The sequence below is a fragment of the Rhodococcus sp. Z13 genome (genome assembly GCF_025837095.1).
Lineage (GTDB): Bacteria > Actinomycetota > Actinomycetes > Mycobacteriales > Mycobacteriaceae > Rhodococcus > Rhodococcus sacchari.
In genome coordinates this window covers 2858432-2873281 of the sequence record NZ_CP107551.1, presented here as the reverse complement: position 1 = coordinate 2873281, position 14850 = coordinate 2858432, and the positions used below count along the sequence as shown (strand labels likewise).

The 14850-nt window shown below is 69.2% G+C and carries 12 protein-coding genes and 3 tRNA genes; 10 read left to right on the top strand and 5 right to left on the bottom strand.

Annotation, left to right across the window (positions count from 1 at the left end):
- Positions 1-137 precede the first annotated feature (137 nt).
- Positions 138-1730 carry a phosphoglycerate dehydrogenase gene (gene serA, locus OED52_RS13115; protein ID WP_264151311.1) on the top strand — a complete coding sequence of 531 codons (1593 nt, stop codon included), beginning with the start codon at positions 138-140 and terminating at the stop codon, positions 1728-1730.
- Positions 1731-1810: 80 nt separating this feature from the next.
- Complete coding sequence (locus OED52_RS13110) at positions 1811-2821, top strand: 3-isopropylmalate dehydrogenase (RefSeq protein WP_264151310.1); 1011 nt, start codon at positions 1811-1813, stop codon at positions 2819-2821.
- A 104-nt stretch (positions 2822-2925) separates the two neighbouring features.
- Here OED52_RS13110 and OED52_RS13105 read toward each other — a convergent pair whose 3' ends face one another.
- Entirely contained in the window at positions 2926-4122 is a 1197-nt protein-coding gene (locus OED52_RS13105) for an MFS transporter (RefSeq protein ID WP_264151309.1), read from the bottom strand.
- A gap of 110 nt (positions 4123-4232) precedes the next feature.
- Here OED52_RS13105 and OED52_RS13100 point away from each other — a divergent pair, with 110 nt between their 5' ends.
- From OED52_RS13100 to OED52_RS13080, 5 genes are all read left to right on the top strand, one after another.
- On the top strand, positions 4233-5009 hold the full coding sequence (locus OED52_RS13100; protein WP_264151308.1) for a fumarylacetoacetate hydrolase family protein: 777 nt from the start codon (positions 4233-4235) through the stop codon (positions 5007-5009).
- Positions 5010-5074: 65 nt separating this feature from the next.
- Positions 5075-6550 carry a glutamate--tRNA ligase gene (gene gltX / locus OED52_RS13095; RefSeq protein WP_264151307.1) on the top strand — a complete coding sequence of 492 codons (1476 nt, stop codon included), beginning with the start codon at positions 5075-5077 and terminating at the stop codon, positions 6548-6550.
- Positions 6551-6753: 203 nt separating this feature from the next.
- Positions 6754-6825: transfer RNA gene (locus OED52_RS13090), tRNA-Gln, on the top strand.
- 88 nt (positions 6826-6913) lie between these two features.
- A tRNA-Glu gene (locus tag OED52_RS13085) sits at positions 6914-6986 on the top strand.
- Between the two features lie 80 nt (positions 6987-7066).
- Positions 7067-7139: transfer RNA gene (locus tag OED52_RS13080), tRNA-Glu, on the top strand.
- Between the two features lie 46 nt (positions 7140-7185).
- Here OED52_RS13080 and OED52_RS13075 read toward each other — a convergent pair.
- Positions 7186-7698 (bottom strand): pyridoxamine 5'-phosphate oxidase family protein, encoded by a 513-nt coding sequence (locus tag OED52_RS13075; RefSeq protein WP_264151306.1) that lies wholly within the window; start codon positions 7696-7698, stop codon positions 7186-7188.
- 86 nt (positions 7699-7784) lie between these two features.
- Positions 7785-8486 (bottom strand): IclR family transcriptional regulator, encoded by a 702-nt coding sequence (locus tag OED52_RS13070; protein WP_264151305.1) that lies wholly within the window; start codon positions 8484-8486, stop codon positions 7785-7787.
- A gap of 124 nt (positions 8487-8610) precedes the next feature.
- Between OED52_RS13070 and leuC the strand changes: the two genes are divergently transcribed.
- The 3 genes from leuC to OED52_RS13055 all read left to right on the top strand — a co-directional run bounded on the left by leuC (position 8611) and on the right by OED52_RS13055 (position 11533).
- Positions 8611-10029 (top strand): 3-isopropylmalate dehydratase large subunit, encoded by a 1419-nt coding sequence (gene leuC, locus OED52_RS13065; protein WP_264151304.1) that lies wholly within the window; start codon positions 8611-8613, stop codon positions 10027-10029.
- Between the two features lie 28 nt (positions 10030-10057).
- Positions 10058-10654: a 3-isopropylmalate dehydratase small subunit gene (gene leuD, locus OED52_RS13060; RefSeq protein WP_264151303.1), complete on the top strand. Its 597-nt coding sequence runs from the start codon at positions 10058-10060 to the stop codon at positions 10652-10654.
- Positions 10655-10825: 171 nt separating this feature from the next.
- Positions 10826-11533, top strand: a complete 708-nt coding sequence (locus OED52_RS13055; RefSeq protein WP_264151302.1) for an HU family DNA-binding protein — start codon at positions 10826-10828, stop codon at positions 11531-11533.
- Between the two features lie 145 nt (positions 11534-11678).
- Here OED52_RS13055 and OED52_RS13050 read toward each other — a convergent pair whose 3' ends face one another.
- A complete protein-coding gene (locus tag OED52_RS13050; RefSeq protein WP_318841881.1) occupies positions 11679-12644 on the bottom strand; it encodes an NUDIX hydrolase in 966 nt (321 codons plus the stop codon).
- A 13-nt stretch (positions 12645-12657) separates the two neighbouring features.
- The gene (locus OED52_RS13045) at positions 12658-14850 is read right to left on the bottom strand and encodes an RNA degradosome polyphosphate kinase (RefSeq protein ID WP_264151300.1); all 2193 of its coding nucleotides are present in this window, start codon (positions 14848-14850) and stop codon (positions 12658-12660) included.

Below are 14850 nucleotides of genomic sequence, written 5' to 3'. Positions count from 1 at the left end.
CCGGCCGCCGATCCCATCCCGGTGGGCCCGAGAACGGGGCCGGGGCACTAAACTGTGGTCGGTCGCGCGTGAACACGCCTTCGTCGGGCGCCTGAGCCGCCGACCGCCCACACATTCACGACACAGGGAGTCAGCACGTGAGCCAGAACGGCCGTCCAGTAGTCCTGATCGCCGACAAGCTAGCGCAGTCGACCGTCGATGCGCTCGGCGACGGTGTCGAGGTTCGCTGGGTCGACGGCCCCGACCGCCCGGCGCTGCTCGCTGCCGTGCCGGAGGCCCACGCCCTCCTGGTCCGTTCGGCCACCACCGTCGACGCCGAGGTGCTCGCCGCGGCGCCGAACCTGAAGATCGTCGGCCGCGCCGGTGTCGGTCTGGACAACGTCGACATCGCCGCCGCCACCGAGCGCGGCGTGATGGTCGTCAACGCCCCGACCTCCAACATCCACTCCGCCGCCGAGCACGCGGTCGCGCTGCTCATGTCGGCCGCGCGTCAGGTCCCGGCCGCCGACCGCACCCTGCGCGAGCGCACCTGGAAGCGCTCGAGCTTCAACGGCACCGAGATCCTCGGCAAGACCGTCGGCGTCGTCGGCCTCGGCCGCATCGGCCAGCTGTTCGCGCAGCGTCTCGCCGCCTTCGAGACCAACGTCATCGCGTACGACCCCTACCTGCCGGCCGCCCGCGCCGCGCAGCTCGGTGTCGAGCTCGTCGACATCGACGAGCTGGTCTCCCGCGCCGACTTCATCTCGGTGCACCTGCCCAAGACCAAGGAGACCGCCGGCCTCATCAACGCCGAGCGTCTCGCCAAGGCCAAGGACGGCGTCATCATCGTCAACGCCGCCCGCGGTGGCCTGATCGACGAGGACGCCCTCTACGACGCCCTCGTCTCCGGCAAGGTCCGTGCCGCCGGCCTCGACGTCTTCGAGACCGAGCCCTGCACCGACTCGAAGCTGTTCGACCTCGACAACGTCGTCGTCACCCCGCACCTCGGTGCGTCCACCGCCGAGGCGCAGGACCGCGCCGGCACCGACGTCGCCAAGAGCGTGCTGCTGGCCCTCGCCGGCGAGTTCGTGCCCGACGCCGTCAACGTCTCCGGTGGCCCGGTCGGCGAAGAGGTCGCCCCGTGGCTCGAGCTCGTCCGCAAGCTCGGTCTGCTCGCCGGCACCCTCTCGCCCGAGGCCGTGCAGAACGTGCAGGTCGTCGTCAGCGGTGAGCTCTCCGCCGAGAACGTCGAGATCCTCGGCCTGGCCGCCCTCCGCGGCCTGTTCTCCGCGAGCAGTGACGAGCCCGTCACCTTCGTCAACGCCCCGAAGCTCGCCGAGCAGCGCGGCGTGACCGTCGAGGTCGAGAAGGTCAGCGAGGCCACCACGCACCGCAGCTCCGTCGAGGTCCGCGCCGTGGCTCCGGACGGACACGTCACCTCCGTCGCCGGCGCTCTCACCGGCCTGCAGCAGGTCGAGAAGATCGTCAACATCAACGGCCGCAGCTTCGACCTCCGTGCCGAGGGCCACAACCTGATCGTCCACTACCAGGACCGTCCGGGTGTGCTCGGCACGCTCGGCACCGTGCTCGGCAACGCGAGCATCGACATCCAGGCCGCGGCCCTGAGCCAGGACGCCGAGGGCCCCGGCGCGACCGTGATCCTGCGCGTCGACCGCATCGTCGGCGACGCCGAGGTCGCACAGATCACCGAGGCGCTCGACGCACGGGTCGCCCAGGTCGACCTGTCCTGATCGTCCCGTTCTCCATCATCCGGTGGCCGCGACCGTCTGCACGGTCGCGGCCACCGTCGCACAGGAAGTGAGCAGTCCTCATGAAACTTGCGGTCATCCCAGGTGACGGCATCGGCGTCGAGGTCACGGCAGAGGCCCTCAAGGTGCTCCGCGTGCTCGTCCCCGACCTCGAGACGACGGAATACGACCTCGGTGCCCGCCGGTACAACGCGACCGGTGAACTCCTGCCCGAGTCCGACCTCGCCGAGATCCGCGAGCACGACGCGATCCTCCTCGGTGCCATCGGCGACCCGTCGGTCACGCCGGGTGTTCTCGAACGCGGCCTGCTGCTGAACATGCGGTTCGCGCTCGACCACCACGTCAACCTGCGCCCGTCGCGCCTGTACCCGGGCGCGAAGTCGCCGCTGGCCGCCGAGCACGAGATCGACTTCGTCGTCGTCCGCGAGGGCACCGAGGGCCCGTACACGGGCAACGGCGGCGCGATCCGCGTCGGTACCCCGCACGAGATCGCCACCGAGGTCTCGGTGAACACCTGGTTCGGCGCCGAGCGTGTGGTGCGCTACGCCTTCGAGCTCGCGCAGACCCGCCGCAAGCACGTCACGCTCATCCACAAGACGAACGTGCTGTCGAACGCCGGTGCCATCTGGACCCGTGCCGTCGAGACCGTCGGCAAGGAGTTCCCGGAGGTCACCACGGCCTACTGCCACATCGACGCCGCGACCATCTACATGGTCGACGACCCGTCGCGCTTCGACGTGATCGTCACCGACAACCTGTTCGGCGACATCATCACCGACCTCGCGGGCGCGGTCACCGGCGGCATCGGCCTGGCGGCGAGCGGCAACATCGACGCCTCGGGCACCAACCCGTCGATGTTCGAGCCGGTCCACGGTTCGGCGCCGGACATCGCCGGCAAGGGCATCGCCGATCCCACCGCGGCGATCCTGTCCACCGCCCTGCTGCTGCGTCACCTCGGTCGCGCCGAGGAGGCCGAGCGGGTCGAGCGGGCCGTCGAGGCGGACCTCGCCGCGCGCGGCACCGGCCCGATCGTCACCACCGAGGTGGGCGACCGGATCGCCGCGGCTCTCTGAGGCGACCGGATCGCCGCGGCTCTCTGAGACCGCGCCGTTCGGAAGACGACGACGCGCGTGGCGCCGGCGGGAACCTCCCGTCCGGCGCCACGCGCGTTTCCGCGTCAGTCCTTCGGCACCACCGGGACCGCCGCGGCGGGAGCGATCGCGGCCAGGGCGAACGCGACGGGGAATCCGAACGCCGCGATGAGCCCGCCGAAGACCGGGCCGACGGCCGCGGCGAACACGAACTGGCCGGTGTTCTGGATCCCGAGCGCGCGTCCGCCCCAGAAGGGCCCGGCGATCTCCGCGACGGCGGTGAACGCCAGTCCGTTCGGCGCCGAGGTGAGGATCGATGCGACGAGCAGCACGCCCACCGCGATCGCCGAGTCCGTCCACGAGCTCACGGACAGCGCGATCATCGACACGACGACCGACGCCGCGACGAGGCGCATCGGCCCGAGTCTGCTGCCCACGCGGTCGGACCAGGCTCCGGTGACGACACGTCCGATCGCGCCGAGGATCTGGGCGGCCGTGACGACCAGACCCGCGCCCACCTCGTCCCATCCGCGATCGGCGATCAGCCAGACCAGCGCGTAGGTCCACACCACGTACTGCGGGATCACGAGCAGGATCGACGCCAGATGGATCCGCGTCAGCGACATCGACGACCGGTAGGGATTGCCGAGGACACCGGCCTGTTCGGCTTCCTCGCGTGAGGGGCGCGGCGGGTCCACCACGCCCACGGCACAGGCGATCGCCGCGATCCCGCACGTGAGGGTGGGAAACGCCAGCGCCCAGGCGATCCCGTGGTCGCTCGCGAGCCCGGGGATGGTGAGCGCCCCGGCCGCGACGCCGAGCGGCACCGACATCTGCCGGATCCCCATCGCCAGTCCCCGCTGGTGCGGAGGGAACCAGCCGACGACGACGCGCCCGCTCGCGGAGTTGGCGCTCACGGCCCCGGCTCCCGCGCACATCAGCAGCAGGCCCAGCAGGGCCACGGCGAGCGTGCCGGAGAACTCCATCGCCGTGGTCGCGCTCGCCAGGCCCATCGCCGCGGCCGCGATCCCGAGTCCGCCGGCCAGGGCGAGACGTTCGCCGTAGCGGTCCGCGATCGCACCCCACACGACGAGCGTGAACACGCCGCCGAGGAGCGGTGCGCCCGCGAGGGTCCCGGCCTGGGCGAGCGTGTAGCCGGCGTCCTCGTGCAGCGTCGGGATGAGGAAGGCGATGCCGTTGATCACGGTGGCCTGGGCGGCTTGCGCCAGTACACCCAGGGCCAGCACGAACCACCGCCGACCGCTGATGTCCGGTGTCTCCATTCTTCCCACTATTCGAGATGATCGTTTCGTTATGTGAAATCTGCTTCGGACTCTACAACCGCGGCACCCGTGCGTCGATCCGAGCGGAGGGGCACCGATAGACTCCGGGCATGCGCCTTGGTCGAATTGCCAGCCCGGATGGTGTCGCGTTCGTGAGCATCGAAGGGGAGGGGGACTCCGCGACGGCGAAGGAGATCGCCGATCACCCCTTCGGGAACCCCACCTTCACGGGGCGGAGCTGGCCCCTCGCCGACGTGCGGCTCCTGGCCCCGATCCTCGCCACGAAGGTGATCGCGGTGGGCCGCAACTACGCCGCCCACGCCGCCGAATCCGGCAACGAGGTCCCCGAGGAACCGATGATCTTCCTCAAGCCCAACACCTCGATCGTGGGTCCGGGTGCGCCGATCGTCATCCCCCCGTCCACCTCGCTCGTGCACCACGAGGCCGAACTCGCCGTCGTCATCGGCCGTCCCTGCAAGGACGTCCCCGCGTCGAAGGCTCTCGACATGGTCCTCGGCTACACCGTCGCCAACGACGTCTCGGCGCGCGACCACCAGCGCAAGGACGGCCAGTGGGGCCGCGCCAAGGGCTTCGACACCTTCTGCCCGCTCGGGCCGTGGATCGAGACCGCCCTGGACGCCTCGGATCTCGAGATCTCCGCTGAGGTCGACGGCGAACTGCGCCAGCGCAGCCGGACCTCGAAGATGGTGCACGACGTGCCGAAGCTCATCGAGTGGATCTCCGGCGTCATGACGCTGCTGCCGGGTGACGTGATCCTCACCGGCACCCCGGAGGGTGTGGGACCGATCCAGCCGGGCAACACCGTCTCCGTCACGATCGAGAAGATCGGCACCCTCACCAATCCCGTCGTCGCGAAGGGATCCTGACCGCGACTCGGGGCGGGCGGATAGCCTGGGAGGGTCTCCCATCGATCCTCAACCCTGAGCGAGTCATGACCACCAGCGAAGTACGTGTTCGTTTCTGCCCGTCCCCGACCGGAACCCCGCACGTGGGTCTGGTGCGCACCGCCCTGTTCAACTGGGCCTTCGCGCGTCACCACGGCGGCACGTTCGTGTTCCGCATCGAAGACACCGATGCCGCGCGCGATTCCGAGGAGTCGTACCAGGCGATTCTCGACGCGCTGCGCTGGCTGGGGCTGGAATGGGACGAGGGCCCCGAGGTGGGAGGTCCCTACGAGCCGTACCGGCAGTCGCAGCGACGTGATCTTCATCTCGAGATCGTCCGCAAGCTCGTCGAGGCCGGCGAGGCCTACGAGTCGTTCTCCACGCCGGAGGAGGTCGAGGCCCGGCACCTGGCCGCCGGCCGTGACCCGAAGCTCGGCTACGACAACTTCGACCGCGATCTGAAGCCGGAGCAGAAGCAGGCCTTCCTCGACGAGGGCCGCAAGCCCGTCGTGCGCCTGCGGATGCCCGACGAGGACCTCACCTGGAACGACCTCGTGCGCGGTGAGACCACCTTCAAAGCCGGCACGGTGCCCGACTTCGCGCTCACCCGCGCCAACGGCATCCCGTTGTACACCCTCGTCAACCCGGTCGACGACGCGTTGATGAAGATCACACACGTGCTGCGCGGCGAGGACCTGCTCTCCTCGACGCCCCGCCAGCTCGCGCTCTACGCGGCGCTGCAGCGCATCGGCGTGGCCGACTTCACCCCCGAGTTCGGTCACCTGCCGTTCGTGATGGGTCAGGGCAACAAGAAACTGTCCAAGCGCGACCCGGAATCGAACCTCTTCCTGCACCGCGACCGCGGCTTCATCCCCGAGGGATTGCTGAACTACCTGGCGCTGCTCGGCTGGGGTCTGGCCGACGACCGCGACGTGTTCACCCTCGACGAGATGATCGCCGCCTTCGACATCTCCAAGGTCAACTCCAACCCGGCCCGCTTCGACCAGAAGAAGGCCGACGCGATCAACGCCGAGCACATCCGCCTGCTCGACCCGGCCGACTTCGCGGCCCGGCTGAAGGCCTACCTGGTCGACCACGGCCACATCTCCGCCGCCGTCGACGACACGCTCTTCCGCACGGCGGCGGATCTCGTGCAGACCCGCATCGTCGTCCTCGCCGACGCCTGGGATCTGCTGAAGTTCCTGTTCGTCGACGACGCCGACTTCCGGCTGGACGAGGCGTCGGCCGCGAAGAACCTCAAGATGGACGCCGCGCCCGTGCTGGACGCGTCCGTCGCCGCGCTCGAGGGTCTGGCCGAGTGGAGCACGCCGGCCATCGAGGAGGCCCTCAAGACCGCGCTCGTCGACGGTCTCGAGCTCAAGCCGCGGAAGGCCTTCGCTCCGGTGCGGGTCGCCGTGACCGGTTCGCACATCAGCCCGCCGCTCTACGAGTCGATGGAACTGCTCGGCCGCGACCGCACCCTGGCGCGCCTGCGTGCCGCCCGCGCGACCATCGCCGCCTGACCCGTCTGCCGCCCGATCCGCCCTCCGGGAAACCCCGACGCCCGCGCCGCACCCCGGCGCGGGCGTCGTCGTATCGGGGAGTGGGCTTTTTTGGGCCTCTGAACAGGCGATTTGTAATTCGACCCCGGGGTGGTGCTAATCTTTCTCTCGGTTCGGAACGGAGGCCACAGCGCGAGAGCGAGGCGGCCGAAGGGACATACCAATGGGGTATGGTGTAATTGGCAACACAGCTGATTCTGGTTCAGCCATTCTAGGTTCGAGTCCTGGTACCCCAGCGAGAACGAGGCGGTTTGCCCGCCGAGTTCCGGCCAGCTAAGCTGGCTGAGCTTCCTCCGGGAAGCAACCGGAGAAGAAAGTTCTCAGGCCCCCGTCGTCTAGCGGCCTAGGACGCCGCCCTCTCACGGCGGTAGCGTGGGTTCGAATCCCATCGGGGGTACAACGAACTGCTCACCGATCCTCGGATCGGTGGGTATCCTTCTCTGTAGAGTCACCGATTCGTCGGTGACGGCAGTCCTTGCCCCCGTCGTCTAGCGGCCTAGGACGCCGCCCTCTCACGGCGGTAGCGTGGGTTCGAATCCCATCGGGGGTACAACACGAAGGCCCTCCGATCATCCGATCGGAGGGCCTTTCGCTCGTCAGCGGGCCGCGGACGGCAGATAGGCTGCAGTGGTGCCCCCGACCTCCATCGGCGGCATCCCGAGCTTGCGGTGGTCCCAGGAACGGATCCGGGACGGCACCACACGCACCGCCACCCGCTTGTTCATCATCATCTCGACGGCCGGGCGTGCGTCGTCGGTGTAGGGGGCCGTGTAGCGCTCCCAGACGTGGCGGCAGACCTCGAACAGGCGGTCGTGGTCGTCGACGATCTCGGCGCGCCCCTCGATGGACACACCGCGCAACTGGTCGTAGGTGTCGCCGGCCTCGACGAGTACGGTGACGCGGTCGTCGCGGCGGAGGTTGACCACCTTCTGCGACTTCGCCTTGGTCTCGAACCAGATCTCCCCGTCGAGCACCGCGTACCACATGGCGACCAGATGCGGGGTGCCCGTCGGCCCGAGGGTGGCCAGATTCGCGACCCGGCTGCGGTGGAGGAACTCCTCGATCTCGGAGTCCGTCATGGCGATCTCTGCACGGCGGTTGATTCCCATGCCGAGCACTGTGACACACACGACTCGTGCCCGCCCGCAACGGTACCGGCGGGCGGGCACGAGGGACCCGGGAAGTTCGTGGTGTGTCAGAGGCGCTTCTGCAGTGCCTCCGCGGCCGCGAGGAGGTCGGCGGCCCAGCGGGCCCCCGGTCGGCGGCCCATGCGGTCGATGGGGCCCGAGACCGAGATCGCGGCGATGACCGCACCCGTGGCGTCGCGCACCGGCGCCGCGACCGACGCCACGCCGGGTTCGCGTTCGGCGGCGCTCTGCGCCCAGCCGCGGCGGCGGACCTCGACGAGCACGCGTTCGCCGAAGGCGGCGTCGGGGAGGATGGCGCGCTGGGTGGCGGAATCGGCCCACGCGAGGAGAACTTTCGCGCCGGAGCCGGCCGTCATCGGCAGCCGGGCGCCGACGAGGACGGTGTCGCGCAGGCCGGTCGGGGGTTCGAGGGCGGCGACGCAGACGCGCTGGGTGCCCTCCCGGCGGTACAACTGCACGCTCTCGCCGGTGATTTCGCGCAGGCGCGGCAGGACGAGCGAGGCTGCCTCGACGAGGGTGTCGCCGGCGCCGGCGGACAGTTCGGCGAGACCGGGACCGGGCCGCCACTGACCGTCGCTGTCACGCATGAGCAGGCGGTGGACCTCGAGGCCGACGGCGAGACGGTGCGCCGTGGCGCGCGGAAGTCCGGTGCGGGCGCACAACTCGTTGAGGTTGCAGGGCTGCTCGGCGACCGCATGGAGGACGGACATGGCTTTGTCCAGCACTCCGATCCCGCTATGCTGTCTCATAGGTCGATACCTCCGTCTCGCATAATGAGAAGCATATCGCATATCGAGCGCGGTGGAGACGACGCCATACGCGACCCGGCAGCCCTCCGGATCTCGCGTTCGTCACGTACGACAGGTGGAGAAGATGGCTGGAAAGACTCTGGCGGAAAAGGTGTGGGACCAGCACGTGGTCGTGCGCGGTGAAGGGGAGGGAACGGCCCGGCAGCCCGACCTCATCTACATCGACCTGCATCTCGTGCACGAGGTCACCAGCCCGCAGGCCTTCGACGGTCTGCGGCTGGCCGGGCGCAAGCTGCGTCGCCCCGACCTCACGATCGCGACCGAGGACCACAACGTCCCCACGGTCGACATCGACAAGCCCATCGCGGACCCGATCTCGCGCACGCAGGTCGAGACGCTGCGGCGCAACTGCGAGGAATTCGGTGTCCGCCTGCACCCCATGGGTGATCGGGAGCAGGGCATCGTCCACGTGGTCGGACCTCAGCTCGGGCTCACCCAGCCCGGCATGACGGTGGTGTGCGGCGACAGCCACACCTCCACCCACGGCGCGTTCGGCGCCCTCGCCATGGGCATCGGCACCAGCGAGGTCGAACACGTCATGGCCACGCAGACCCTGTCGCTGCGCCCGTTCAAGACCATGGCGATCAACGTCTCCGGCCGGTTGCAGCCCGGCGTCACCGCCAAGGACCTCATCCTCGCGATCATCGCGAAGATCGGCACCGGCGGCGGACAGGGATACGTCCTCGAGTACCGGGGCGAGGCCATCCGCGCGCTGTCCATGGAAGCGCGGATGACGATCTGCAACATGTCCATCGAGGCGGGTGCCCGCGCCGGCATGATCGCGCCGGACGAGACCACCTACGAGTTCATCAAGGGCCGTCCGCACGCCCCGCAGGGCGCCGACTGGGACGCCGCCGTCGCGGCCTGGGAGCAGTTGAAGACCGACGACGACGCGGTTTTCGACGCCGAGGTCGACATCGACGGCAGCGCGCTGACGCCGTTCGTCACCTGGGGCACCAACCCCGGACAGGGCGCGCCGCTCGGCTCCGCCGTCCCGGACCCCGAGGACTTCGCCGACGAGACCGCTCGCCTGGCCGCGGAGAAGGCCCTGCGCTACATGGATCTCCGGCCGGGCACCCCGCTGCGCGACGTGAAGGTCGACACGGTCTTCGTGGGCTCGTGCACCAACGGCCGGATCGAGGACCTGCGTGCCGTGGCGGACGTGCTGAAGGGCCGCAAGGTCGCCGACGGCGTCCGGATGCTCATCGTCCCCGGCTCGATGCGGGTGCGGGCCCAGGCCGAGGAGGAGGGCCTGGGTGCGATCTTCACTGCAGCCGGCGCGGAATGGCGGCAGGCGGGATGCTCGATGTGCCTGGGGATGAACCCCGATCAGCTGTCACCGGGCGAACGTTGCGCGTCGACGTCCAACCGCAACTTCGAGGGACGGCAGGGCAAGGGCGGCCGCACGCACCTGGTCTCGCCGGCCGTCGCCGCCGCCACCGCCGTGCGCGGCACGCTGTCCGCACCGGCGGATCTGGACTAGAGCACAGGACCGACGAGGAGATTTTTCGATGGAAGCCTTCACCACTCACAAGGGCATCGGCGTTCCGCTGCGCCGGTCCAACGTCGACACCGACCAGATCATCCCGGCGGTGTACCTGAAGCGGGTCACCCGTACGGGATTCGAGGACGGTCTGTTCGCGGCCTGGCGCACCGATCCGTCGTTCGTGCTCAACACCCCGCCCTTCGACCGCGGCACCGTGCTCGTCGCCGGACCGGATTTCGGCACCGGCTCGTCCCGCGAGCACGCCGTGTGGGCACTGTCCGATTACGGTTTTCGGGTCGTCATCTCGTCGCGCTTCGCGGACATCTTCCGCGGCAACGCCGGGAAGGCCGGTCTGCTCGCCGCTCAGGTCGAGCAGAACGACGTCGAGTTGCTCTGGAAGCTCATCGAGCAGCAGCCCGGGCTCGAACTCGAAGTGGATCTCGTGAACCGGACCGTGACCGCCGGAACCACCGTGGTGCCGTTCACCATTGACGACTACACGCGGTGGCGTCTGCTCGAGGGCCTGGACGACATCGGATTGACATTGCGCCAGGTAGACGCGATTTCCGAGTACGAAAAGTCAAGGCCGTCATGGAAACCACGTACCCTCCCGGCGTCCTGATCACACCTGCCTGACAGGTCCCCGGCGGGCCCGGCCGACACTCCCGTCGACCCGGGCCCGCCGACTTATTTGCATGAGAATCCGCGTGGCACATAGACTCTTGCCCGTTTGCGGGTCTACCGTGGACTGGAGTAGGTCCGACGGTGGACCGTGTATGTGCGGAGGACAGCAATGAACAAGGCAGAACTCGTCGACGTTCTGACCGAGAAGCTCGGCTCGGACAGGCGCACCGCTACGGCGGCAGTCGAACACATTGTGGACACCATCGTCCGTGCGGTGCACGCCGGAGAGAGCGTGACCATCACCGGCTTCGGTGTCTTCGAGCAGCGGCGTCGTGCCGCACGTGTGGCCCGGAACCCGCGTACCGGTGAGACCGTCAAGGTCAAGCCGACCTCGGTCCCGGCCTTCCGCCCCGGCGCGCAGTTCAAGGCCGTCATCGCGGGCTCCCAGAAGCTCCCCGCGACCGGCCCGGCCGTGAAGCGCGGTGCGGCAGCGGCTGCCAAGAAGACCGCTGCGGCGAAGAAGGCCGCCAAGAAGACCGCGGCCAAGAAGACCACCGCCACCAAGGCCACCGCGGCCAAGAAGACGGCGGCGAAGTCGACTGCGGCCAAGAAGACCACCGCCACCAAGGCGACCGCGGCCAAGAAGACCACGGCGGCCAAGAAGACCACCGCGGCGAAGTCGGCTCCGGCCAAGAAGACCACCGCCACCAAGGCGACCGCGGCCAAGAAGACCACGGCGGCCAAGAAGACCACCGCGGCGAAGTCGGCTCCGGCCAAGAAGACCACCGCCACCAAGGCGACTGCGGCCAAGAAGACCACCGCGGCCAAGAAGACTGCGGCCAAGAAGACCACGGCCCGCAAGTCCACCAAGAAGTAGTAACGCCTCTGCCGTTGCGGCCCGCTCACCCGCGGGCCGCAACATCCAGGCGGGACGCAACGACGACGGCGGCCACCGGATCTGCTCCGGTGGCCGCCGTCTCGTGTGTGCGGAGGTTCGCCGCCCGCGCCGGTGATCGGCCGCGTCAGTAGTCGGAATCGCCGCTCGCCCGCGGCGGCAGACCGTCGGCCGGCAGGGGACTGTCGAGATGATCGGCCGCCACCAGGCGATCACCGCGCAGCGACAGCACCCACATGCTCGCCTTGCGGTTTCGGGCCGCGGGCAGGGCGACCCCGTCGCGCTCCGCCCACCACTCGAGCAGGAACGGAATCACCTTCCCCTGACTGCAGACCACGGGAGTGCCCGGCCCCGCCGCGATCTCCAGGGCCCGCTTGCGCCCCCGATCCGGATCGGCCCGGTACTCCTCCTCCGACAGCGACGGCTCGATCGCGATGTCGAACCCGAAACGCTGCGCGAACGGCTCGACCGTCTGGACGCAACGGGTCCGGTCGGCGGAGAACACCCGGTCCCCCCCGAAGGCCGCCAGTTGCGGTACCAGCGCCTCGGCCTGCGCCCGGCCGGCCGCGTCGAGCGGACGAAAGCGGTCGTCCCCCTTGTACTTCTTCCGGCTGCCCGCCTTGGCGTGACGCACGATCAGCGCGGTGGTGGTGTCGACCGGCACCCGCCGGAACCGGCGGAGCACACTGCGATCCATCGGATAGGACAGCAGATCGAACGCTTCGTCGGGACTCACCCAGCGCAGTTCGTCGACCTCGTCGTTGGGGGTGAACTCCCCGTCGAGGACCCGTGCGACCCAGTAGTCCACGCGCTTGAGTTTGCGGTGCCCCGGCACGGGATAGGTGACCTTCCCGAGCCCGGTGCCCAGCGCCGCGCGGAAACCGGTCTCCTCCTCGATCTCCCGCACCGCGGCGACCACCGCGGTCTCCCCGGGGTCGAGTTTGCCCTTGGGGAAGGACCAGTCGTCGTACCGGGGCCGGTGCACGACGGCGATCTCCGCGTCGTCCGACGTGTTCTCGCCCGCGGGACGCCAGAGGACGGCGCCCGCTGCGAAGATGTTGGCCTTCACCGGCTTGTCGCGTGACTCGCGCAAGGTGTCCTCCACGTCAGGATGCGCGGCTGCGCATGAGTTCGACTTGGTGGTCGCGGGCGGCGGTGCCCGGCGCGGGGGAGGCCGTCCAGGTGCCGTCGCCCTCGAGGGTCCAGCACCGCGTCGCCGGATCGAGCGCCGAATCGAAGATCCCTTCGAGCTGACGGGTCAGGCGCTCGTCCTTGACCTGCACCATCACCTCGACGCGCCGATCGAGATTGCGGTGCATCATGTCCGCGCTGCCGATCCAGAACTCGTTGCTGCCCCGGAACTGGAACAGCCGCGAGTGCTCGAGGAACCGGCCGAGGATCGATCGCACCGTGATGTTCTCGCTCAGCCCCGGCACCCCCGGCCTGAGGGCGCAGATGCCGCGCACGACCACCTCGACGCGCACCCCGGCCCGCGACGCGCGGTAGAGCGAATCGATGACCTGCTCGTCCACGAGAGCGTTGGCCTTGAGCCGGATTCCGCTGGGACGGCCCGCCTCGTGGTGTTCGATCTCACGCTCGACCCGCTCGATGATGCCCTTGCGCACCCCGTGCGGCGCGACGAGCAGATTCCGGTACTGGCCCTTGCGGGAGTAACCGGTGAGCGTGTTGAACAGATCGGTCAGGTCGGCGCCGACCTCGGGGGAGGAGGTGAGCAGACCCACGTCCTCGTAGAGCCGCGCGGTCTTCGGGTTGTAGTTGCCCGTGCCGATGTGGCAGTACCGCCGGATCGTCGAACCCTCCCGGCGCACCACGAGACAGGTCTTGCAATGGGTCTTGAGACCGACGAGTCCGTACACGACGTGCACCCCGGCCTGTTCGAGTTTGCGGGCCCACTTGATGTTGGCCTGTTCGTCGAAGCGGGCCTTGATCTCCACGAGCGCGACCACCTGCTTGCCCGCCTCGGCCGCCGCGATGAGCGCGTTGACGATCGGGGAGTCGCCCGAGGTGCGGTAGAGCGTCTGCTTGATCGCGAGCACCTGGCTGTCGGCGGCGGCCTGCTCGATGAAGCGCTGGACACTCGTGGAGAACGAGTCGTAGGGGTGGTGGACGAGGATGTCCCCTTCGCGCAGCGTCGAGAACACGCTCTTGGGTGTCTCGCGTTCGCCGAAGGCCGGATGCGTCGCCGGAACGAACGGAGCGTCCTTGAGATCCGGCCGGTCCACGGCGTGCACCTGCCACAGCGACGACAGGTCGAGCAGACCCGGCAGCTGCACGACGTCCGAACGGTCGACGTCGAGTTCGCGCAGCAGCAGATCGAGCATGTGCTCGGTCATGTCGTCCGACACCTCGAGCCGCACCGGGGAACCGAAGCGGCGGCGGGCGAGTTCGCGTTCGAGGGCCTGCAGCAGATCCTCGTCGCGGTCCTCCTCGACCTCGAAGTCGGCGTTGCGGGTCACCCGGAAGGCGTGGTGCTCGACGATCTCCATCCCCGGGAACAACACGTGCAGGTGCGCGGCGATCAGTTCCTCGAGGGGCAGGAAGGCCGGCAGACCGTGCGAGGACCCGGCGCGGTCGACCCGGACGAAACGGTCGACGTTGTCGGGGACCTTCACGCGCGCGAAGTGCTCACCGGACGACTGTGAGTCCTTGACGGTGACAGCGAGGTTCAACGACAACCCGCTGATGTAGGGGAAGGGATGCGCGGGATCGACCGCCAGCGGGGTGAGCACCGGGAAGACCTGCTCGGCGAAATACCGTGTCAGCCGCTCGCGTTCGTCCGCCGTCAGGTCCGCCCAGCGGATGATCGAGATGCCCTCCTCGGCGAGCGCGGGCATCACCGAGTCGAGGAACACCTGGGCGTGACGGACGGCGAGTTCGCGCGTGCTCGAGGCGATGAGAGCGAGCTGTGCGCGCGGCGACAGACCGTCCGCCGACCGCACCGACAACCCGGTCTCGGCGCGGCGCTTCAGGCCGGCGACCCGCACCATGTAGAACTCGTCGAGATTCGACGCGAAGATCGCGAGGAACTTCGCGCGTTCGAGCAGCGGCTGGGAGGTGTCCTCCGCGAGCGCGAGCACCCGGGCGTTGAAGTCGAGCCAGCTCTGCTCGCGGTTGAGATACCGGTCCACCGGCAGCGAACTGTCGTGGTTCGTGGTCAGTTGCGGTTCGATCGCCGCCGGGGGTGCGGCGGTGGCCACGCGACTCGGCGGCCGGGTCGACCTCGTCCGGTTGGTCTGGTCGGAACTCGTCGTCGCGTCGGGAGTATCGCCGTTGGTCAC